Source organism: Chitinophaga sp. RAB17 (assembly GCF_052114225.1).
GTDB lineage: Bacteria > Bacteroidota > Bacteroidia > Chitinophagales > Chitinophagaceae > Chitinophaga.
In genome coordinates, this window is the sequence record NZ_JBFREI010000005.1 from 191,033 (window position 1) to 214,782 (window position 23,750).

The 23,750-nt window shown below is 46.4% G+C and carries 14 protein-coding genes; all 14 read right to left on the minus strand.

Features of this window, described 5'->3' with window-relative positions:
- Nucleotides 1-36: 36 nt before the first annotated feature.
- Nucleotides 37-1,482 (minus strand): carbohydrate-binding protein, encoded by a 1,446-nt coding sequence (locus AB4Z08_RS18595; RefSeq protein WP_441575266.1) that lies wholly within the window; start codon nt 1,480-1,482, stop codon nt 37-39.
- An 11-nt stretch (nt 1,483-1,493) separates the two neighbouring features.
- Nucleotides 1,494-3,251: an alkaline phosphatase family protein gene (locus AB4Z08_RS18600; RefSeq protein WP_441575267.1), complete on the minus strand. Its 1,758-nt coding sequence runs from the start codon at nt 3,249-3,251 to the stop codon at nt 1,494-1,496.
- A 25-nt stretch (nt 3,252-3,276) separates the two neighbouring features.
- The gene (locus tag AB4Z08_RS18605; protein WP_441575268.1) at nt 3,277-4,878 is read right to left on the minus strand and encodes a DUF5008 domain-containing protein; all 1,602 of its coding nucleotides are present in this window, start codon (nt 4,876-4,878) and stop codon (nt 3,277-3,279) included.
- A gap of 23 nt (nt 4,879-4,901) precedes the next feature.
- Nucleotides 4,902-5,612 carry a fasciclin domain-containing protein gene (locus tag AB4Z08_RS18610; protein WP_441575269.1) on the minus strand — a complete coding sequence of 237 codons (711 nt, stop codon included), beginning with the start codon at nt 5,610-5,612 and terminating at the stop codon, nt 4,902-4,904.
- A gap of 11 nt (nt 5,613-5,623) precedes the next feature.
- On the minus strand, nt 5,624-7,132 hold the full coding sequence (locus AB4Z08_RS18615; RefSeq protein WP_441575270.1) for a RagB/SusD family nutrient uptake outer membrane protein: 1,509 nt from the start codon (nt 7,130-7,132) through the stop codon (nt 5,624-5,626).
- Nucleotides 7,133-7,161: 29 nt separating this feature from the next.
- Complete coding sequence (locus AB4Z08_RS18620; protein ID WP_441575271.1) at nt 7,162-10,371, minus strand: SusC/RagA family TonB-linked outer membrane protein; 3,210 nt, start codon at nt 10,369-10,371, stop codon at nt 7,162-7,164.
- A 61-nt stretch (nt 10,372-10,432) separates the two neighbouring features.
- On the minus strand, nt 10,433-11,494 hold the full coding sequence (locus tag AB4Z08_RS18625; RefSeq protein ID WP_441575272.1) for a DUF5007 domain-containing protein: 1,062 nt from the start codon (nt 11,492-11,494) through the stop codon (nt 10,433-10,435).
- An 8-nt stretch (nt 11,495-11,502) separates the two neighbouring features.
- A complete protein-coding gene (locus tag AB4Z08_RS18630) occupies nt 11,503-13,122 on the minus strand; it encodes a carbohydrate-binding protein (protein WP_441575273.1) in 1,620 nt (539 codons plus the stop codon).
- 43 nt (nt 13,123-13,165) lie between these two features.
- Nucleotides 13,166-14,743, minus strand: a complete 1,578-nt coding sequence (locus AB4Z08_RS18635) for a RagB/SusD family nutrient uptake outer membrane protein (RefSeq protein WP_441575274.1) — start codon at nt 14,741-14,743, stop codon at nt 13,166-13,168.
- 39 nt (nt 14,744-14,782) lie between these two features.
- Nucleotides 14,783-17,800 carry a SusC/RagA family TonB-linked outer membrane protein gene (locus AB4Z08_RS18640; RefSeq protein ID WP_441575275.1) on the minus strand — a complete coding sequence of 1,006 codons (3,018 nt, stop codon included), beginning with the start codon at nt 17,798-17,800 and terminating at the stop codon, nt 14,783-14,785.
- Between the two features lie 64 nt (nt 17,801-17,864).
- Nucleotides 17,865-19,109, minus strand: a complete 1,245-nt coding sequence (porV, locus tag AB4Z08_RS18645; RefSeq protein WP_441575276.1) for a type IX secretion system outer membrane channel protein PorV — start codon at nt 19,107-19,109, stop codon at nt 17,865-17,867.
- Nucleotides 19,110-19,202: 93 nt separating this feature from the next.
- Entirely contained in the window at nt 19,203-21,107 is a 1,905-nt protein-coding gene (locus AB4Z08_RS18650; protein ID WP_441575277.1) for a chitobiase/beta-hexosaminidase C-terminal domain-containing protein, read from the minus strand.
- Between the two features lie 1,079 nt (nt 21,108-22,186).
- Nucleotides 22,187-22,462 (minus strand): hypothetical protein, encoded by a 276-nt coding sequence (locus AB4Z08_RS18655; protein WP_441575278.1) that lies wholly within the window; start codon nt 22,460-22,462, stop codon nt 22,187-22,189.
- Nucleotides 22,463-22,490: 28 nt separating this feature from the next.
- Complete coding sequence (locus tag AB4Z08_RS18660; protein WP_441575279.1) at nt 22,491-23,738, minus strand: glycoside hydrolase family 71/99-like protein; 1,248 nt, start codon at nt 23,736-23,738, stop codon at nt 22,491-22,493.
- Nucleotides 23,739-23,750: the final 12 nt, after the last annotated feature.

Below are 23,750 nucleotides of genomic sequence, written 5' to 3' on the forward strand. Positions count from 1 at the left end.
TGGGATTGTTCCGCAATGAACAACCCCATTTAATGGTTAGTTTTTCCGGGTAAATACAAAATCTCTCAGATTGGTGTCACCTGTTTCCCACACAAACTTCACCAGGTGTTTACCAGGCGTTAAGTGCAGGGTGCCGTGAAAATACACCCAGGCGCTCCAGTCACCGGTTTTGGTAAATGGTATTCTGCCCGTTTGATTTACACCATCTACTTCCACATGTACACCTCGATCGCCATCATTAGGCGTACCAAGGGCGATACCAATATCGTAGTCTCCTGTTACAGGAGATTCCACGGTATATTTCAGCCATTCACCGTCGGCAGTAAATCCGATGTTGCCTCCATTATTTTCAATATCTACACCTTCATTGGGACGATAGGTATTGGGAATATTAGCGTCTGTATTATCATGGTATCCCCATCCTTCTCCACCGAGGTCAAAGTCTGCCGCCCGGATGGTCACCGAGGCACCTACTGCAGCCGGCAGTTGCAGGGCAGTGCCGGAATATGGATTATATTTTAGGCCCTCGGCATCCACTACTACTACCATCGTTCTTTTGGCGGAATCCAGTTTGTAAACAGAAGGGGTAATCAGGTCTACTGCCAATGCTATCTTTTTACCGGGGTTGGCTGTCAATGCAGCTAATTTCACTGTTACAGGGAAAGACAGCGAGTTATTAAAATCCCTGAAGGCGATAGAATCCGGCAGGGAAAAATCTGCGGCTGTTATACCTACGGTACCTGGCAGCGCATTGGCGGCAATTAGTTTCGCAATGGTATCCTGGTTAGGGCTCAGTTTCAGGTAAAATCCGGTGCCCGCGGTACTGGTGTAATTTACGTTCAGTGGCACATTCAGGATACCGGCACCTACCGTATAATTTTTGGGTCTTTCTACCGGCACACTGATCGTTTTGCCGGCGTCTGCAAAATAAATATAGTGGATCTGATCTATCGGCACAATACCCGTGGTGCTGATTTGTACCACTACTATTTTCTTTGTGGCGTCCAGTTTATTCTGCTTGGTAGGATTTGTCAGCTCAATAGCCAGTGCTAGCGTTTTGCCATAATATTTTTCAAAAACGGCGAGGTCTACTTTCAGGGTAAACTCGGCGTGATCCTGTCCAAAAGGTACATCTACAGTAGTAGGTAAAATATAATTCTCCTGCGCCAGCATCACGCCGTCCGGCAAGGTATTATTTGCTATCATCTGGCTGATGGTATCATAGTTAACGGTAACGCCTATATTAAAACGGGATGGCGCCGCATCCGACAGTGCAATGCGTATCGGAATATCCACAGTAGCGGCAGTTTTGGTATAGCTGCTATCGCCCATAGGTATTTTCACCTGTGTGTCTCTGAAAGAAACATTCACCTGTTGTACAGTAATCTCTTCACCTTTAATGTCTGGCTTTTTACAACACAGCACTGTTGCTGCCAGAAAGCCCGCCAGGGTCCAAAGCGGAAATTTAAATTGATGTATCATCGGGTAAAGAATTAATTGTTATTCATATTCACATACTTTGTTGTCCATACCCTGCCATCCAGGTTCCAGCGCAGATCTGCCGACACCTGCAGCCAGTCCATAATCTGTCGGCTTACATCTACCGGTTGCGGCATCAGCTGTCCGATATTAGCCGGAGAAGCAGGACAAATTAGGTCATTGAAGTTGAGCCAGCCATAACCACCTTTCAATTGAAAATCCGTTACAATCTGGCTCTGGTCTTTCAGTATCCCACCTTGTCCGTCTCTGGCCGACCAGTACCCCATCTCATACTTTTTCAGCGGGTGACTCCCCGGCATACTGGTTTCACAGGCGTAGGAATTAATAATGGCATCTGTGGCCGCACGACTCCAGATTTTAATTTCCGTCATATACATATCCGGCGCAGGATAACTGCCTGCATAAGGCAGGTAACCTATTATCAGCGGTGCAGGACTGTTAATATTTCCTGATGTAGAGATATCTGCTTCTTTATTGAATTTACCATCCGTAAATGTCCTCACCGTCCTCTTTTTGCCTGTGGTATCTGCAATGATGGCTACGGCTACATCGTGCCAGTTGCCATCACTGATATCCGCACCATCTACAACGATATTGCTGGTTTGGCCCGGTACATTCTGACCAATATTCATTTGCCATTTCTTCTGGTTAAGTACGACTGCCCATCCGGTTACACCGGCATCCAGGGAGGCCCTTTTTGAAAACACAGCCGTATTGGAGTAGGTATAGTCACCATTGGCGCCGGGGAGTACTTTAATTTTAAACTCCAGCGTGAGACTCGTCGTATCACCAACATCATAGTTGCGGTTTACATCATTGATACTGGCATATACTGCATTGACATCTGTACCAAAAAAATGTACGCCTTTGCCGATATAACGGTTACCTGTATACGGCTTATCCACGAAGGAAGGCAGGTATTCAGGTGTAGAGAAAATAACGAAGCTGTTCACCTTCGGATTACTCAGAATCGTGTGATCATCTTCTGTTGGGAGTATCGTATAGTCGCCACCGTGATTAGATACCACAACTACCATCCAATTCTCGCCGGCATAATTTTTACGGGCTTTCACTGCGCTGAGCAGTTTTCCGATGTAGTCATCTGTTTGCAGAATAGCAGCTCTGTACTGAGGCACACTCACATCGTATCCGTACTGTGCGCCATTCACGTCCACACCATTATATTGCACCATCACGAGGCCGGTGCTGTCTGTTGCCAGTTCTCCCACTGCTGCAGTGGTAACGGCTGCATCATCATCGGCAAATACTTTGTTTACATCCGCATTGGAAACGAGATTGCCGAGGTCATCGGAAGCACTGAACGCGGCAATACGTATTTGCGGTGCTCTTTCCTTGATGTATTTGAAAAACACCGGAAAGTTCTGAAGATTGTTACCATCCAGTGTATTGCCGTCTATGTTATGCTTTTCCTTGTGCACGCCAGTGAGAAGATCCGCCCAGGTAGTATAGTCAGCAATCTGCGTATCGGTGATAGAGTTCCAGCTGAAAATGGCATGATCTGTCAGCGCCGTAATATTGGGGGCGTTCGCATCGCGCACGGATTGACCGCGGGCACCATCCATGATCACCATCAGAACTTTACGGCTTTTTACATTAGCGCTCGTGGTGTCTGTATATTGCTTTTGTTCCAGCACACGGTCAAATCCCTTGTTGCAGGCGCCTCCTATCAATAGCCCTGTCAGCAGGTATAACACCATCCACCTATCCTGCATTATTTTATTCTTTGGCATGTTTCAATGAATTAAAATGTTACGATCATTTAAGTAAAAGCCGGGTAATATTACCGGCGGGCTGCTCATCAAATTTGGAAAAGCCACCGGTGATCAACAGCTGCAACTGACCGGAAAAAGTCCTGGTTTCCAACACACCGGACACCTGGCCATCCAGGTCGCCGGTAGTATTATATCCTTTTGCCAGCGCGCCTGTTTGATCCAATAACATAAAATGGCCACGGTGCACACCACTGTAACTTTTGAAATAACCACTCACCAGCACCATCCCGTTAGACAACTGTTTCGCATACGAATAACTATCCTCACTGTTTCGCACCGTCCCCTTAAACGCAGGGTCCACTGCGCCGTCTTCCGTCAGCATTACAAGACCGTTCTGCACTTTCCCATCAAAAGTGTTGAAGCTACCTGACAAGGTATAGCGGCGAGTGGCCTGATTATAGGTGATAGATGAAATCGCGTAATCGGTGCCGCTACCTGTCTGGAAAGTACGGTCAATACCACCATCCGTATTCAGCCGCACAATGTTATTGACAGCTTCATTGTTGTACTTTGTAAAACGGCCTACCAGGATCAGCTTCCCCTCCTCTGTCATGAAAGCATCGTTAACAGGGCCATTAGGACCGTCATTACTACGATGCAACAGGAAGTTATAGTTAAAGGAAGAATCCAGGGAACCATCTGCAAACAAACGCACCAGGTTCTTTATTCTTACAGAATCTGTGACCAGGGAATCTCTTTTACGGCGATAATCGGAATATCCGTATACCCGTTGCAGGTAGTAGTTGAAACTACCGGCAGCAGTAATGGTATTGCCGTGCACAAATGCTTTCTGCACATTACCATCTACTCCGCCATTAAATGCCGGTACAGTATCCCGGTCAAGAAATGTTCTTACCACCATACTATCTATAGTGCCATTACTGTTTAATACCGTGATGTTATTGATTTCCCCAAGATGCACATCATACGTGGAGAATCCACCACCGATCACCATTTTACCATTCGGCAACATCGCAATCGTATTCAGGTAGCCACCAACACCGGTACCGGTTTGCAGGGAACGGTCCAGCTCTCCGTCTTTGGAAGTAAGTATGATACGGTTCAGTGGTTTTACCGCTCCTTTGTTTTCATAGTCAGAGAAGCCGCCGGTGAGTATTAACCGGCCATCCGGTAAAGGGAAAGCGTTGCTGATGTAGCCGTTGGAACCTACCTGTGCTTTGAAGGTATTATCCAATCCAAGTTTACCATTTACCCGGAAAACAGGTCCAAAAACAATCCGGTCTCCCACGGTAACGTATCCTATACCGGTGCTGGCATTCTCCGGTACTCTCACCTGGATGCTGCTACTGTCTACAGATAATATTTGTGCCAGCTCTCCATTTAAATAAAACTGCAGACTGGATTTATAAGGCGCCAGGCCGCTGGCTTTATAAGTAACTGTAGTACCTGGATCTCCTAAACGGGGACTCGGAAAATCTGTGCTCATTTTGATCCCCAATGCAGGCTTACCACCCGCGTAGGGATCATCATACACTTTCTCTTTTTTTGTGCAGCTGGTAAAGAGCCACACACAAATGCCTGATAAAAAGAGTACGTTCCGGTATTTATATATGCGTTTTATCATCCGATATTTATTTTAGGTATTTTTTACTTCCCGGATGAGGCAAATGCCGCCTGCACATCCTGCGTAAATTTGTTCGCATCAAATCCAAAATAGTTGTGTCCTGCATTCAGTACATGTACTACTCCATTATCAGTAATGATATTGCAGGAAGCCACCATAGAAGTCATCCAGTTGGTAGGTCTTGAAATATCCGGGATATAGGAAATGCTGAGCTGCCGGTATCCTACATACTTCACGCCGTTATCTGAATTATATACTACGCCAATGTTCATCGGCTGCATATCCCAGGAATAGTAGGTCTGTCCGGGGAAATTGATCAGCAGTGAATAATCAATCTGCGGATAATCTTTCAGCTGATTGGCGCCATGGAAAACATAGAAGCTGAGATACTTGCGCCAGATCTCTTTCGGTACATCCTGTAATGACCGGATGGTATCATAGCCGTTGTTGTATAAACTGTTATTACACCATACGATCAGGTTCTGTACACTATAATCTGTGGGCGCAAAAAAAGTAACTGTATCTGACTTCAGTATATTCTCCATATCCGCCAGCTTTGCAATGGCAGCGATAGTATCGAAATAAAAAGGTTTCGCGTTCAGGTAATCCACCACATTGCCTTTAAAATAAGGATTGGCTAAGCCCGAGTCGAGATAATAATCATCCTTCTTGCAGGCGAACAATCCAGTCAGCGCAATGATTAGCAGCAGGCTATATTTTTTAAGTGAGTACATAGTTGATGGTTTTACTTGGTCCAGTAAGTATTTAATTGCACAAAAGGATTTTGGTTCTGTACAGATGCGTCCAGCGGCCATGTCCATCCACCCTGATCAAATTGTAACTGGGTAAGCGGATAATAACACCATTTGGAATTGAATATGCGTCCTGTTCTTACGAGATCGAAATAGTAATGTCCTTCCCCCATCAGCTCCCGGGCTCTTTCCGCAAAGATGGCGTCTTTCAGTACCGGTCCTGTTATACCGGACAATGGATTCGCCAATGCCCTGCTGCGAATCAGGTTCAATGCGGTCAGCGCTTGTGCATCATGGCCCAGCTCTGCTTCCGCTTCTGCCAGCATCAATATACCATCTGCATAACGGAAGAGAATCACGTTACCGTCCGGGTTATAATCTTCGTTATCGGTGATGGCGTATATGTTCACAAACTTCAGGTACTGAAAGTCCCCGTTGTCTGCCAGCATATTTTCATCAAACCAATATTGCACCCGCGCATCCGGCTGCCCAGTAGGAAACAGCATCGTCAGAAAAGAAGCACGGTAATAAGAATAACTCCACTGGTGAGTAGACACTGGTCTTTTGTAAGGGAAGTGCAACACGAAATCAGAAAAAGTATTAAAACGGATGATTTCATTGTAATTGGCATTCTGCGCAATTTCAAAAAGACTTTCTTTGGTACGTCCCTGGAACAACTTACGGTAGTCGCTCAACAACAACAACTGATACTGCCCGCTGTTCACCAGTTCATTGCCCATATCAGCTGCCTGCTGATAATATCCTTTTGCATTGGGTTTGTCAAAGCCGGCATTCCAAAGGTCCAGTTCCATCATCAATGCGAGTAAAGCACCCTTGGTAGCACGCACACCTACAAAGGCCGGCTCGGCATATACCCAGGGCAAATCATCTTTTACACTCTTCAGGTCATCCAGGCAGTTCTTCGCCACCGTTACCATCTTTTCTCTCGGCAACGGATCACTGAAGTAAGCTTCTTTATAATAGGGTACATCTCCCCATACCCTGATCATGATCCAGTAGCTCACACAACGCAGGAACACGGCTTCTGCACGGTAACGTTTCTTATCCGCGTCAGACAAACCTGTTATCTTCCTGTTACCTATCTCATAATACAACACGTTAGCCGCCTGTATCACTTTATAAAATCCTTCCCAGCGGGTAAGTTCGCCCCAGTGATATAATCCATCATTACCTCTTTTGCTGATAAAAGTGCCCAGGTCATTCTGCGAAACGTAATGCACATAATCACGTCCTTTTTCCTCCGGCGACTCTGCCATCATACCCGACCTTACATCGCCGGCATTGGGTAAAAACGGGCAGGATCCCAGCTTATCGCGCAGTAATCCATAGTTATCCCAGAGGTAATTTTCTACATCTTTTTTATCCTGCAAAAAGGCATTTCCCGAAAGCCTGTCCAGTGGTTTCACGTTCAGGAATTTCTTACAGCCACTTTGACCCATTGCAAGCAATAATGCGAGTAAACAGATAATCTTGCGGTTCATGATCAATAACTTTTTAATAAACATTTATCTTAAAACTCTACGTTCAAACCTACATTCCAGGAGCGTGGTATCGGGTAACCATCTGACTGATCACGACCCAGCGCAGACACATTTTCCGCATTGGGACCGCTATACTTCGAGAAGGTTTTTACATTATTGCAGGTACCATATACACGTACTGTTTTTAATCCATAGCGGCTCGTCATATTCTTATTCAACAGGTACCCGATGGTGATGGTATTGATCTTAAAATAAGAACCATCTTCCTGGAACAGCGTCTGATCAGCTCTGTAAGGATTAATAGCGCCGGCGCGGGTATAGTCGAATGGATTGGAATAAGTGGCGCTGCTGCCGCTGCCTTTCCAGTAATCGATGTCGTTGAAATTCACAATAGATCGCTGATCGAATGGGGTACCGAGATAGGCCAGTCTTCTCGCCAAAGCATCGTTGAGGATGTCCCTGATAGCGATATAAGAAGCACTGATATTGAATGTGAAATTTTTATAGGTAAGGTAAGACTGTAACCCTCCTGTTACCAGTGGTTGTGAATTACCCGCCACAGCGTAATCATCGTTATCCAGGATGTAGTTGCCATTTCTGTCAACCCAGTTAGGGTCACCACCCTGGAAATATTCTCCTCCTGCAGTACGGTATCTTAAACCGGTAGCCGGGTCGATGGGAACATTTGCGGTGCTGTTAAATACGCCCTGCGTAGTCAGCAAATAATTGCTGAGTGAATTCCGGCCTACCCTGTAAAGAATTTTCTGTCCTGTTCCGCCATCCGTTTGTATCAGCTGCCGGGCACCGCCAGGTAAGCGCGTAAGGATATCTTTATTCAGCGCACCATTAACTGATATACTCCACTGCACCGGGCTGCTGGGTTTTAACGGCCGGAAGGTAAGCATCAGCTCATAACCATAATCTGCCAGGGCCGATTCATTGGTATTCACATAATCGAAACCGCTGATATCCGGCAACACTTTAGAGCGCAACAGGTTCTCCACAGATTTATAGTACACGTCAAACAATACTTCCAGTCTGCTCTGGAAGAAACCGGCTTCCACGCCGAAATCGTACTGTGTAGTAGTGGTTGGTTTCAGATAAGGGTTGGGTAACTGGCTAAAGTCAGATCCAATCCTGGGATTGCCATTGTAAGTACCATTGGGGCGATAGGTACCATAGATAGAGAAAATATCTCCCGAAGGGACAATATTCTGCCCCCAGGTACCACGCAGGGAACCGTAGGTGAGCCATTTTTTATCAGCGAAAAAGTCTTCTTTATTGAAGTTCCACCTTACACCCAGCGACGGATTTTTGGAATACGGATTATCAAATCCCGAAGAGGAAGTTCCATCCATCCGATAGCTGGCGTCAAATACATACTTCTGTTTGAAGTTGTAAGAAATCAAACCGGCAAAAGCAGCACTATGGTTTTCGGAATAACTACCCAGCAATCCACCACCTTTAGACGCATCACCACCATAACCCAACGGTCCCTGGTATTGGTCATTCGGCAATCTTTCCTGCTGTATTGTTCTTGCCTGAAATCCTTTATTGTAAATTTCATTGAAGCCTGTGACCGTAAAGTTGTGCTTCTTGTTAAAACTTTTAAAATAAGTAATGCTATTGCGGTTATACAGCTGGAAGTTACGGTCATCATATGCCTTGATCCTTGAATAATCATTGTTGGCAGCTGCCGGCGTAAACTCATCCTGTGTATTGGAACCATAGTTGTAGCTCACATTGGAACTCAGACTTAATCCGTCCAGCAGTTGATAAGTTACATCTACACTGCCTGTCAGGTTCAGGGTTTTATTATTATTCTCTACCTGCAATGCGCCCAGGTAATCAGCAGTACTCTGGTAAAAGGAAGGCGCCGGCAACAGGGAAGATTTTTGCCCGTTATCTGCTACACCCGTTTGCAGCAACCCATTACCACTACCCAATTTGCGGTTACCAACCTGGGTATTCAGTACCGCAAATACTTTCAATTTAGGGCTGGGCTGATACAGCATATTGGTGTTAATCGCATAACGATCGAAACCCGTATTTTTAATCACTCCATTTTCATGGTAGTAAGACAAATCCGTTTTATAGTTGAATGTAGGATCGCCACCACTGATATTGATATCATGTGTTTGGTTATAGGTATTCTGATAGAAAACACCCTGCCAGTTGGTAGAGCTGTTCCAGTAGGGATTCAGACTGTCGGCCAGGAAAGGCGTATTCGACATATTGAGAAGGTCATTGTAAGTACCGTATTGCAGAATTTCCTTCACCCTGATCTGCCGTTCCAGGTTACCGCCCACGGTAGCACGTAATTTAGGCGTGGTATTCATAAAGAAGTTACCGGTATAACGTACTACCGGGATCTTGGAGCTTCCGCGCCGGGTGGTGATAACAATTACACCGTAGGCTGCCCTGGAGCCATACAATGCGGTGGCCTGGGCATCTTTTAATACTTCCAGGGTTTGTATATCTTCCGGTGGAATGAGTGACAAAGGGCTCACACCGGGGCCAGGAGTCTGGAAGCCATAAGAAAAATTCGCATCTGCATCTACGGGTACACCATCAATTACATACAGGGGTGAAGTTGGCGACAGAAAAGAATTGGCGCCGCTACCGGTGACGGTAATATTGGACAATCCCCTGATCGCAATCATTCCCCTGCCTCCGGGTGCACCGGTGTTATTCTGGATATTCAGTCCCGGCACTCTGCCTTGCAGAAGTTGTTCAACGTTAGATACCGGCACATCCTGCAGGTCCTTACCGCTGATGATCACAGAGCTGCCCGTTGTCAGTTCTCTTGTTTTATTCTGATAGCCGATGATCACCGTTTCATTCAGTTTACTTTCACTGATACTCAAACGAACATCCACCGGTTTACCTGGTTTTACCTTTACGGTATATTCCCGGTAACCGATGTAACGAAAAGTAAGTGACGCTTCGGGAGATATTTTTACACTGAAATTCCCCTTGGAATCTGTTACGCCGATGACCTTTTTATCTTTGCCCGATACCTCCATAATACCTACTCCTACCATCGCTTCAGTAGACGCCTTATCACTCACCGTTCCGGTGATGGTTACTTTTGTCTGTGGCACCTGTTGCGCCTGCAGCGCCAGGGTTTGCGTCATCAGCAGCAGGAACAGCCCTATGCCCGCACGGATGCACCTCGCGTAAAAACGATGCCCGTGGCTGTTATCGCAGAAAAATGTGTTAAATATATTTGGTTTCATATCACCAGATCATTTATGTCAAAATGTGATTCACTAGCATTACCGGGTTATTATATCCGCCTTATTCATTCCTGAACCGCGGCGTATCACCGAAGAAATAGAAGAGGACTTCCCAATCACCTTTCTGATAAATGGCAAAAGAAAAATCCAGTGTACCTCTTTCCACGCGGCCGCCATAGCCTTTCCTGTCATAGGCAAATTTCACTTTGGTCTGTGAACCGTCACCGGTTGTCCAGCGGGTAGTGTACTTGATCACGGGTATAGGATACGCCACATCATAGCGGATATACTGTGGAGTTGCCCTCACATTAAATCCATGTAATAAACTATCCAGCGGACCGGTTGCGTTAAACATAGCCGGGTTGATGAGTGCACTATCTTTGTCCAGAAATTTAAACGTGAGTGAGTTACCTGTACCTGTTTTTCTAAACAGCACTCTTACGCTATCCCCTTTGATAGGCAGCTCTGTACTGTCGCCCAGCATATTGCTGATGTTGGGAGATATATAGAGGTAGGTGATCTGGGTAGAATCAGATGAATATTTAAGCGCTCGCTGTCCGGTAAGCGGATCAATATCAGTAGCCGGGCTATAAGGCAACTCCCGCATCGGATCCAGGATCATGTCTTTGTAAGTATTGCTGCCACCGGAATTTGTGGCCACTACATCAAACAGGTAGCCGGAGTCGGGCTGCTGCCGTAGCATGCTGCTATCTGCCGCTGACCATAATACGAGGTCCCCCGATTTTTCTCTTATTTCCCAGATGGGATGATTTTCCTGTGTTCTCTTACTTTCGATCTCCTGCACAGATTTTTCATTGCCTGTATACCCTTCTTTCCACACCCAAACCGGTACTACTTTTTCCAGGTCATGTGTAGGCGCGCCGGTAGACCGGTACCGTACATTCACCATCCTGAAGGTGATAGGTGTGGTAGAGTTGTCGGAGCTAAAAATCATAGAATACACAGTAGTACGTCCTAACACAGGTGTGAACAACTTCTGCGTATATACTGCTTTAGGACTCAGGTAGTCCAGGTCTTCGGGAAACCATTTTTTGCAACCTGCCAATCCTATGATCAGCAGTACAAGAGAAGCAGTAAGCCGGTATTTAAACATGGTAGACATAGCGTTCATCATTTAACTTCACTGATTGTATAAGATCTGATATTGTAGTTGCCGTTCTCCAGGTAAAACCGCATGGTATGCGGCCCCTTGGTGAGGTGTACGGTACGTGGAGAAGTGATGTTTACATAATTGGACCAGTCGCCGGTATTAGGGCAGGTCATAGGCCCTGTTTCATCCTGTCCGTCTATTTCAAAATGGAAACGGTTATTGCCGTTAGGTGCATTGGGGCTGGCCACTCTTGCGGTAAAGAAATAGTCCGCCTCTTTCAGTACATCAATGGAATAGTCCATCCACTCTCCATCGCTGGTCCAGCCTACTTCATAGCCACCACCAATTTTCGCCTGACCTACGTCCACTCCTTCTGTCGTCCTGTATTTTCCACCGTGATTATCCGCATCTGCATCGTGATATCCCACACCCTCTCCTCCTTTATTAAACTCTTCCACCGGAATGGTACCTGGTACCGGATATGCTTTATTATCCGGCAGAAATCGCATAAAGCGGAGATTAAAATTCGCCAGGTCATACACCACTCTCAGCAAGTGCTTACCGGTTGGCAGGTCGCGGGTAGTGATCTGGAAATCCTGCCAGTTCTGATCACCATCTGTTCCTTTTACTTTTATGTTCTGGGTAATAGTGGTACCATCCAGTTCCAGGTGAACAGAGCCGGCATCCTGTCCTGCTCCTTTGGAAGATGCCGCACGGAAAAACAGTTTATATGCACCTGCCTCATTAATCTGTACAGTATATGCCAGCCATTCGCCGGAATTGGTCCAACCAATGTTATAGCCATTTTCGCCGTTGCCTGCATCCTGGATATCCACTCCTTCGGAAGGACGGTATTTACCGCCGTTGTTGGCAGGATCATTGTCATGATAGGCCACCGACTCACCACCTTTGTCAAACTGATCAAAGGAAATAGTGCCGGGGATCGGTAAAGGGTCTCCGTTGAAAGGTACTGGTAGCGTAGGATTCACGCGACCTATAAATTCATCAAACCCGAAAATGTGATTCCTGTCCATCACATTCACCAGTCCGTTTTGTGTTTTGATATCCAGCTGTATCGTTTTGCTGGTCACCCATTGCCTGGTATACACCACGCCTTTGGTGTTGCTGAATTCTATGGTACCGGGGCCGCCTTCCGTATAACCTTCTGCCCGGGTGTTTATCAGTCTTCCGTGCATGCCGTAATCGTAACGCGCCGCCCGGAGACTGATACCATCCTGTCCGGCCATACTATCTGACGGAATGACACCACGAATCAGGTAACGCGCGGTGAGCGAATCCAGCTGATTAGGATCTACTGTATTGAGGTAAAGCAAAGGGCGCCCCTGTGCTTTACGCAGATTGTTCATGTTGGAAATAGCTTCCTGGAAGCTGGCGTTAGTAGGTGCAAACACCGTGAAACTGCCTGTTTTCAGGCTATCCGTCAGGTTCACTTTATCAATCACAAACAGGAAAGAATCGTATACTCCCGGCTGGCTTTTCAAAAAATCATAGGTATTACCGGAAAACGCTGTCAGCTTATTTTCATCAGCATAATATCCACTATCCTTTTTGCACCCGGCATACAAGAACAATACCACCAGTCCTGTTACTGCACCTAAACGAAATATGTTCTTTCGCATGAGAAATAATTTGTTAGTTAATAATAGAAAAAGAGGGTTCCGTCTATTTGTTGATCCAGTAAGGGTTTTGCACCAACAACTGATTCTGCGACAGCAAGCTTTCCGCTACCGGCCAGTAAATCCCTCCTTCATCAATCAGCTTGTTGAACCTGGGATCATTGCGCTTTAGTTTATTATACCGGATGATATCAAACCAGCGCCAACCCTCTCCCATCAACTCTTTGCGGCGTTCACGGAAAATCGCATTGATCAGGTCTCCTTCTTTTTCTGCATTAAAATGGTATAGTTTGCGCAGGTCACGAATCTGGTTGAGCAGATCTGCGGATCCGCCGGTGTCGCCTAATACCGCCAGGGCTTCTGCTCTCAACAGGGCCATCTCTTCCAGCCGGGTAAATATGATGGCACTGCCGAAGATGCGGAAGTCCGGATCTGAGGTGGCACCATCCTGTACTACTTTTATTTTGGAGAAGATAGGCGTATGACTGTCGAAGCTGGTGAAATAACGGTCGCTGGTAGGTTCTCCTTTAATACTATCCAGGCTGAAACGATCATCAACGTTCTGATCGAACAAGCCGAGGATAGTATCTTTCGGCACATAAATTTCCGGCTGACTTTTAGACACCAACGGTGCTGCCAGCGTAAGTTCTTCCAGGTGACCGGAATAAGAAGCGTCTCCGTTGCTGAACTCAAAATCAAAAGCAATCATGTGGTTGCTGATAAAATTATTTCCGCCACGACCGGAGAAAAAACCATTGGGTGCCGTCAGCTGGTCGGAGGTGGCAAATGAGAGGCTGCCCTTTCCGGCATTATCGAGTACAAATTTCGTATAGGCAGCTACGTAAGAATACTTTGCCTGCCACGCGGCCACATGCGCCATGAGTGCATAGGCACTTAATTTTCTCGCCAGTACTCCATTCCATTTATCCTTTCCTTCGTTGTAATATTGTCCCAGCTGCTGCGGATCATCCGAACTATAATTATAAGGCAGATAATCAGCAGCCGCCTGTAATTCCTTTTCTATAAAAGCCAGTACCTGCGATTGCTTATCACGAGGCTTGTTGACAAATTCTCCATCATGGGAAGTAGTAATCAGTGGCACATCTCCCCATACCCTTACCATGCTGAAATAGGCAAAAGCGCGGAGGAAACGAACCTGGGCAACATCTACATTCATATTCTGTTCACTGTAGCGCGGGTCCCGCTGCTTTACATCACCTACATGTTCGAGGAAAAGATTGGCCGCATTTACTACCGCATAAAACCGGCGCCAGTTGGACAAGTCATTAAGCATGTCCAGCGGCGCATGCAGGTTATTTTTAATAACGGCATCAATATCCTGCCGTTGTACAGCAGCAAAATCGCCATTACGCAATTCACCGTACATCCAGAAAGCATTATTGTTAGCCAGTGCGGCGCGCATTAGTCCGTATACGCCGATCAGCGCACTGCGGGTGTCTTCGTGCGAGTTCCACATGTTCTTTTCCGCTACGGCATGAGAGGAGTCAATATCCAATAACTTCTGACAACCAGTAAAGATGGTCACACAAAGCAAAATCAGCAACAGCCCTTTTACCACCGGTGTCTTCCTGGAATTATTTCTACAAAAAAATGAATACTTCATTCAAAATCATTTTATGCTGTTCATTTAATTTTCTGTCTCCTAGAGATCCATTTTTACACCCAGCGTATACGTCCGGGAAATAGGTAGTCCATAGCCATTATCCACTCCGTTAAAGTAAATGAGCTCCGGATCGCCACCGGTATATGGGGTGATCGTGAACAGGTTACTGGCAGTACCGTATATGGTAAGGCCATGCAGCGGTGAGCTTTTTTTCCACCATCTTGTTTTTGTAAAATCATATTGCAAGGAAATATTCCGCAGTTTCAGGAACGACCCGTTTTCGAGAAACAGGTCCTGGTCCGCACGGTAGCCGCCTACTTTACTCCACGGATTATAAAGCGGGTAACGGGCATAATCGCCGGCCTTTTGCCAGAACGTCACTTCTTTCACTGCCTCCATCGTGGTTTGTCCTTCGCGATTAACAAAGTCGAGGTGATTAGCCATATCCTGGTTCAGTATCTTCTTGCCTGTTGCGTAATAAAGGGTGAAGCTGAAGGTGATATTACGGTACACAAAATCGCTGCTGAAGCCACCGGATACCTGGGGCAGATAATGTCCTTTCAGCACCTTGTCTTTATCATCAATCGCATTATCACCGTTCTGATCTTTCCAGATGGGATCACCGGCAGACAGCGGTGTACCTTTATACGTGCGGGCAGATGGTACATCTTTTTCGCGGTTATAGATCCCCTGATTTTCCAGCACCCAGAACTGATCGATGGCACTGCCTACTTTCAGCATCCGCGCGTTGGCGCCGGTACCGGTGATCACTTCTGTGGCGCCGCCAGGTAAGGCCAGCAGGGTGTTCTGGTTATAGTTAATATTGGCAGATGGCATCCACTGCAGCTTACTTGTCTTAGGTAAAACATTGCCCTGTACACTCAGGTCCACCCCGCGGTTGCGGACTTTCAGACCATTCTGGTAGATAGAAGTATAACCGTACTCTGCACCTCCCGGTACATTGAACAGCATGTTATTATCTGTTTTATTATATACATCCAGGGATACACTGAGGCGTTGCTGCAGAAAACTGATGTCAAGTCCCAGGTCCAGCTGATCGGAATAAGGCCATTTGATGCCTGTTCCCACATACCCGGTAGAATAGGGTCTGGATAGCCCGGGCAATGCGTTATAGGAAAATTTCATCGGATTATTGCTGAAGGACAGGTCTGATAAATATTGTGGTCCTTCTCCGAAACGGTCATCTGTGAGCAGGCGTGCAATGCGGCCCCAGCTGCCATGCAGGCGGAGATCACTGATGCCTTGCTGATCGGCCAGCAGCGTATTTTTTATATTCCATCCTGCGGAGAAAGTAGGCGATACCGTCCACCAGTTGTCCGGCTGTGCACTGGAAGATCCATCGGAACGCACCAGTACAGAAAAGTCCAACGCATTTTTATACCGGTATACACCGCGTCCATAGAACGACACCAGGCGATGACGCTGTTTGTCCAGGAACATGAAGGTCAGCGAGTGGTTAAATACATTGGGCAATAAATAATTACCATTGCCGGGATCTGAGTTCACCAGGTTTAGTTTAATCAGATCATTGGGGCCATTATATGCATAGCTGTAATTGTACCGGTTAAAATCGGCTTCAAACACCTGTCCTGCTTCCACGCTCAGGTCATGCTTCCTGTACCAGTTGTGATGAAAGGAGAGGGTGTTATTAAAGCTTACACGCTGGTTATAGCCAAAATAGTTGGATACGTAGTTAATCGTTTCCATGAGCGTGCTGGGATAAAAAAGATCCCGGAGACCTTCATTATAATCTGCACTGAGACTGGACATAAAACTCCAGTCGTTGCTGATAGCTGCTTTCAGCCGGAAATAACCGTTGATACAATTGGTTTTATTTCTATCGAAAGATTTATTGTATTCATCCAGGTAGGCGCCATAAGCGTCCTTATTCGGAGGCAATGGTGCACCCAGGTCCGGCATATACTGCACACCGGCAAAACGGTCCCGCAATGATCTGTTGCGCTGGCGTTCCAGGCGGGTAGCGTTGATCATGGCAGACATGGTTAACCAGCTAACCGGTACCATGTTAATTTCAAACATGGCATTGTAGCGGTCCATCCTGGTATCGTCACCAGGATTTTTTATTTGTTCGTTACCGGCAGCAAAGCGGAAGTTAGCCCGCTCCGAGCCACTGGAAAGACTCGCATTCACGCCGCGTATCAACTGATTGGCGTAGTACAGGTCCGTCCAGTTGGCCGGACCGTAATACGCGCTGTTAGTAGAATCCCGCAGATAAATAGGATAGGTAAGAATATTATCCAGGCTGGCGTACCGGTTATAGTACGGTTGCCGGAAATCATTTTCATATCTGGCATTGGTGGTATAGGTATGTGGTTGCTGTGCCATCCCGAACCAGGTATTGAAAGCAATCTTTCTGCCGCCGATCACCGGTGCTTTGGTGCGGACGGCAATCACTCCGCCATTTGCAGCTCGTGGGCCATAGATGGCTGCAGCCGCGTAATCCTTCAGTACTTCAATAGAAGCAATGTTGTTGGGATCAATAGCCGACAACAGGTTGGTAGCAGGACCAATGCGATTGTAATCGTACTGCTGAATATCAAATGCAAAGGGATGATCCATGATGAGCGGAACACCATCGAGTACTACCAGAGGCTGGGCGTCATATATATCTTTATGCGACGTAATTGGAATGGCCGTACCACGTATCATCATGCCCATTTCAGTACCGGGTTCACCACTGGGTTCCTGTATATATACGCCGGCAACCTCTCCTTTCAGCATTTGCTGCAGGGAAGAATAGGGATAAATAGCTGCTTTGTTCAGATCAATGCCGTTGTTACGCATGCCTGCGGTTTTCACGTAGTTGGTATCTACCGGGATCCTGCTTTTACGGATGCTGTCATTTTTTTCCCGCTCATTTAACTTTTTTGCCGTTGTATCTTTCGGAATCCTGTAGCGGATTGCAGTTGAAAATCCGGAGATCTCCGGCGCCTTCACGTTTTCAGCCGCTGCTGTTTCTGCTGCAAAGCAACCGATCAGGAAACATATTACACAGCGTCGCATTACGAAATGCATAAACTAATATTTTGTGTATGAGAAATGATATACCATGCCATTGCTGTTTTATTACGCTGACCTGTTACCATGTGGCAGACAATGTGATGCGTAACGTGTTGGCCAATGGGTGCAAAGGATCGCCGCCGGCAGGTATCAGGTAGGAAAAATCCAGTCCGGCGATCTTATACTTCAGTCCGAAGCCTGCCGTCAGGTATTTCCGGCTACCTTTTGTTTTATGTTCGTTGTAATAGCCTGCACGCAGCGCCAGCAGGTCACCATACGTATATTCCAGTCCGGTGGAATACATCAGTTCATGGAGTTCTTCCTTCATGCCACCCGGCGCGTCACCGAAAGAGCCGAAGGTGCCACTGAGTATTCCTTTCTGTCTGAAGTCCGGAACTCCGTCTTTGTTGCCATCCACGGTGTCTGGTGTAGGCACCATCAGTTTGTTGATGTCGAGTGTGAGCGTCAGCGCATTTTTGCCATCCAGCTGATAGGTGTATCCACCGCCCAGTCCGAGGTTGGCCGGCAGGAAATACTTATCCTGGCTGTCGGTAGAATAGGAAATTTTGGTTCCGATGTTTGATAGCACCGCTCCGAATCTCCAGGTCCCTTTCTGATCGCCGGCATATTCTTTTACGGAAGTATAGGTAGCACTCAGGTCACCGGCAAAAGCATTACCTGCCTTGTAAGCACCTATGCCACCGGCTTTGGCGCCGGAAGCAAGTTTGGAATGGATATAGCGGAAGGCCACGCCCATAGACCAGTGTTCAGATAGTTTGCGGGCATAGCCTGCATCCAGTGCAAACTCGCCGGGGCGTACATTGCCCTGGTCATTGCCCTGAAAATCTGCCAGCTGCACACTACCCAGGTTAAAGTAACGGAAGCCCACTCCCACAGCCTGGTTTTCATCCAGCTTCCTGTAGGCCGAAATATCGCCCAAATACACATCGCTGGCCATTGACCTCAGCCAGGGGGTAAAACTGGCGGAAACACCCTTTTCTGCCGCAGCAAATGATATTTGTGAAAGGTTGAAGAAGACAGCATTGGCATCGGGCGATAAAGCGATGCCGGCATCCCCCAATGCTGCACGGCGGGCATCGGGTGTAATGCGGAGAAATGGCACGGCGGTATTGACTGCATTGGTACGACCATCCGTACCACCATAGTGTAGTTGTGCGTTTGCCCGCTGTCCCGCAAACAACAGGGACAGCGCCAGCAGTCCCGCCAGCAGCCAGCGGTATGCGGGTAACACCGGCGTTGCTGATGTAAATTCACCGGGTAGCAATAGCTCCCTTTTTTCCTGATTATAACCTGGATACATCATTTCAATTAATTTATATAGTCATGATACCGTCACTGCATTCATTGCTGTCCGTGATCACCTGATTATACATAGTTGTTTATTGCGCTGAATATGTTAGTGAGAAACGATCAGTTTCCCTTTCGCCACCGAACTGCCTGACTGCACTTTTACGAAGTACACTCCATCTGAAAGTGTAGTGGTGTTAATGTTGTAATAGGTATATCCGTTGGTGATCACCGTGGTATTCACTACTGCTCCCCTGCTATCGGTAATCACCACACGAAATCCATCCCTGGTGGTGATCAGACCGGTCCAGCTGATACGCGCCACATCCGTAGCAGGATTGGGCGTAATAAACAGATGGCCTGTTGGCAGACTGGTGCTGATACGCGATGTATCTTTGGCTTCTCCCGAAATAATATAGGTAGCAGTAGCCACTGCTGAATTTTTCATGCCCGACTTCATCGCAATCGCGTTGATGGTCATGCTGTCAGTTACCTGGATCAGTGTAAAGTAGGCCGTGCTGTTTTCATTCGGTACGGAACCATCGAGGGTATAATAGATTACGGCGTCTTTTGTATCAGTATATAAACCAATCTGTCGTACTCCATTGTAAGCGCCGCCCGGTAAGGTGAACTGTGGCGTCTTTACCACCGCATCGTTATTCCCGATCACGTAAGTTGCTGTCGTTACTTTGGAATCCGCAATACCGTCTGCGGTTGCATAGGCTCTCAGTGTAGTGCTGGCAGTGATCTTCACCGGGGCAGTATATACAGGAGAATTGGAATTCAGTACCTGATCACCAACGGCATAGCGTATCACTGCACCGGGTGTTCCGCTGCTGATGGCCACATCCTGCGCAGCAGGATAAGTGCCGGAGGGAACGTTGAAAACCGGTTGTTTTACACCCTGCGGCAGAATGGTATAGGTAGCAGCCATCACCGCCGAGGGCGAGCGGCCTTCTTTCACGGCAAAAGTGCGGATACGCATGGTGGAGTCTACATGGATACTGTCAGTGTATAACAAAGATGCAGTAGAAGGCGTACTGCCATCTACGGTATAATAAATAGTGGAACCGGGTACGGCGATATCAACCGCTATTTTCACCGGATCGCTGTAAATGCCTGCTGAAGGTACAAATACAGGATTAGGCAATGCAGGTGGCGTAACACTAAGCAATGCAGTAGATACTTCCGACACATACATATTATCCTTGTAGGTACTGGCCTTCACCGTCGTAGTGGCGGTAAGTTTAATGGTATCTTTCAGCGGATCAAATACCGGCGAGTTAATCGTAGGCGTAGTACCATCCAGTGTGTAGCGGATCACTCCACCAACGGTGGTGGTACTCAGCAGCACATCTACACGACCTTCAAACAAGCCGCGGTCTGGTGTTATTTTGGGCCTTGCAGCGGCTACAGGCAAAATAGCATAGAAGTATTCTTCCGGTACCTGCTGTTGTGCAATGCCTGGACCTGTCCATTTGAAGTACATAATGTTGGCGCCACCACCACCTTCGAAATATTCAATTTCGATCGGGTATAGTTTTCCGGCTACCAGGTCTACGCTCCCATTGAAATCACGGCAACAGCCGCCGCCATTGTCCATCACTACTTTTCCTCCATCGGCTTCCCGGTTAGCATAATCCTTGATCACGAATTTAAAACCATCATCCGCATTGGAGTTGAAAGTATAGGTACCTGTTGCCGGCACCCGGAACAATCCTTTCCAGCGTACCGAAAAGTTATCGGGTGTAATCCTGGGATCGGGTGAGTTGTTGCCCCAGTTGATCCAGAAGTTGGGATCCACCCTGTCAAATATGAGCGATGTAAAATGTCCTCCACCGGATGCGTCCTGAAAATAATAACCCACCATTCCCCGGGTGGTGTCTGGTGGTGCAGGTGTGGCTACTTTCATAAGTGAAGCTCCTCTGACTGCAGCCGTGGATTTGCCCATGGTTTGTACCATATATGCCGCTACGCAAAGAATAATAAACAGAATGTTGTTTAATTGTTTCATATTCAATAATGAATTTTTAATCGGAAGCACTCATTACACCTTCTTATATTTCCGTACTCCTATTTTATTTTATATAATTAGCAATCCTAACTACTGTTACTTTTAAAACAAATGGCATGACATATCCGATACCTGTATGCAGGTAGAAAAAAGTATTGAAAAAGAGATCCTGTTCCGGTATCCGGTGGTCGGATACCAGTTAAAGTAATGCACGAAGTTTCGCCATATCAGCGATGTGCTGATGGCTCACCACCTGCATTACCGTGTCATTAACGGTTACCTGTTAACTGCCTGGAATTTTCATGACGTCAGATGTTTGCACGTAAATAGAGCCTGGTGAATGGAACAGGGATAGCGTTCCATACTACCCGGGAAGTAAAATTTCAGTTGAGATGTTCAGCAATGCCACACTAATAAAGTTCCTGGACGCTTTTTGCGTACCCGGCAGATAAATGCCTGGACAAAGACACCGGATAACTTCAAGGCAAAGCAATAGCCCGCCAGGACTTACCGGATAATTTTCAGTTAATAAATAAAATACGCAGCTGATTTGTTCAACCACATTTTAATAAGCGCTCGATTGTATTTTTTTCCAGATGGTCTGATACCTGCTATTCTTCCGGGAAGAGTGATTCCTGGTTGATCTTAGCTAAATGATATGAGACTGGTAAAACCTGCGGAAAACTGATTGTACAATTGAACCTGAGTAAAAGAGAGAAACAAATGCCTGTAACGTGGAAATCGTGGAATTTTTCTTCTGATCAAAGTAATACTACATCATAATTTTGGAATTCTTTTTAATTTTTACTGATCGGGACTGCTAAAACGTTTTAACTGTACTAAAATACGATGTGTTATTCTAAAATCCAAAGTTTTAACGAAAAATATCCTAATTTATTTTGCATAACATTAACATCTGAATACCTTACCAGATAAAGGATAAAATACTTTCTTTCTTCAATAAAATACTGGAAGAAAACACCTTTCCTCTTAAAAAAAATCAAAAACAGACACTGCGTATTTCTTACATATTAATAAGCATAAAAGTACTTTTCGTATAATCTTAGCTGTTATATTTACTATCCTTTGTCAGAAAGCATAGTATCCGTAAAATCCTGCATAACCGCCGCCATAGCTGCTTCATCCAGGAAATAACCCTCATTCTTTCTAATCACCAGCTTCATCTTGCCACCAGCTCTTTTGCAGGCAGCTTCTACAGCGCTGCTATTATTATGCAGCCATAGATCCAGGCTCGCAATGGGTAAGCCCATCATGCCACGTTGACGCAGGAAAGTCTGCCCCAAACTGTTCCTGAGCAGATACCTGCCTACAGCAGGATAATCAACACCATGCATCTCCCTGTTTTTATATTCATAACGGGATTTATTTTCTTACCGGAATCTGATCATTATAAATACCTTTTCCTTTAAACCAACGTGCAGCCTGCCCCGTTAGCCATAGGTAATAATCACTGCCCAGATCAGTTTCTATGCCGGTAAAGGAGCCGTCGCCATTCAATGGCAAACGATCATTGGTAGCGCATTTGAAGATAGACGTACCTTCATTCATTTCATCAAACATGGCTACGTACAACATCTCGGCGCCGGCATCTTTTGCACCGGCTATCTGCCGCCAGAAAAAAGTGCCCCGCTCTCTCGGTATGGTATTGGCTTTGGGACCGTTCATATTTTTCCAGGAAAAACCGGGAAACGCCAACGGCACATAATCCACGCCATTATTCTTACACCAGGTAATATCTTCTTTTACCAATCCCTTGAAACCATCATAACTTTTGCCATTATACCGGCCTACAAACCAGGGCATAATTACATCTGTTTTTTTAATCAGCCGGTGCAGCCCCTCATCGTTTACGGCATCCTGTCTCAACTCCCGCCAGTAAGTAGGCACTCCCAGCATCACACTGAATCCTTTGGCTTTCATGGCATCCAGCAAGGTTTCTGCCTCTTTCAAACCATATGCCCTGCGATCGTTAAAGCCAACTCCCCAGATCACAATAAATGGTTTTCCATTATGATGCAGGTAGGTAGGACTTTTGCTGCCATGCAACAAATCATATTTGGTGCTCAGCTCGTCCAGGTCATTTAATACCAGCTGTTCTTCCCCCGGACGCATACCGCTGAGGTCATACATCACAGCGATGGCGCGGTCGTACTTTTTAGCCGCTGTCATCGCGTTATCCAATACAGTATTAAAATGACGCTTGCCACTCGGATTTCTGATTTCTGCTACAAACCGCTGCATGAATACGCCATCGATGCCATAGTCTTTCATCCATTTAAAATGTAGGGCTACCGTAGAGGCATCATGTGGGCTGAACACTGCTGCGGGCTTACCATCTGCGAAACTAAAGTCAGTGGGATAGGTAATCTTATATTCACTTACATCCGGCCAGAAATCAATTTCACAAGACCCTGGTTTGAATGTCCCTCTTCTCTCATAGTGATGCCATCCCCTGCCGGCGCTGTCGCCGGGCGTATTAAACCAGCCCTGGTAGCCCGCCATCACCAATCCTTTATAAGTAGGGTACCTGGGTGTCCGCTGCGCCTGTATCTGTATGCAACAACAAAGACTGCATACCAACAAAAAAACTGTCTTTTCTATCCTCTTCATGCTATATTTTTA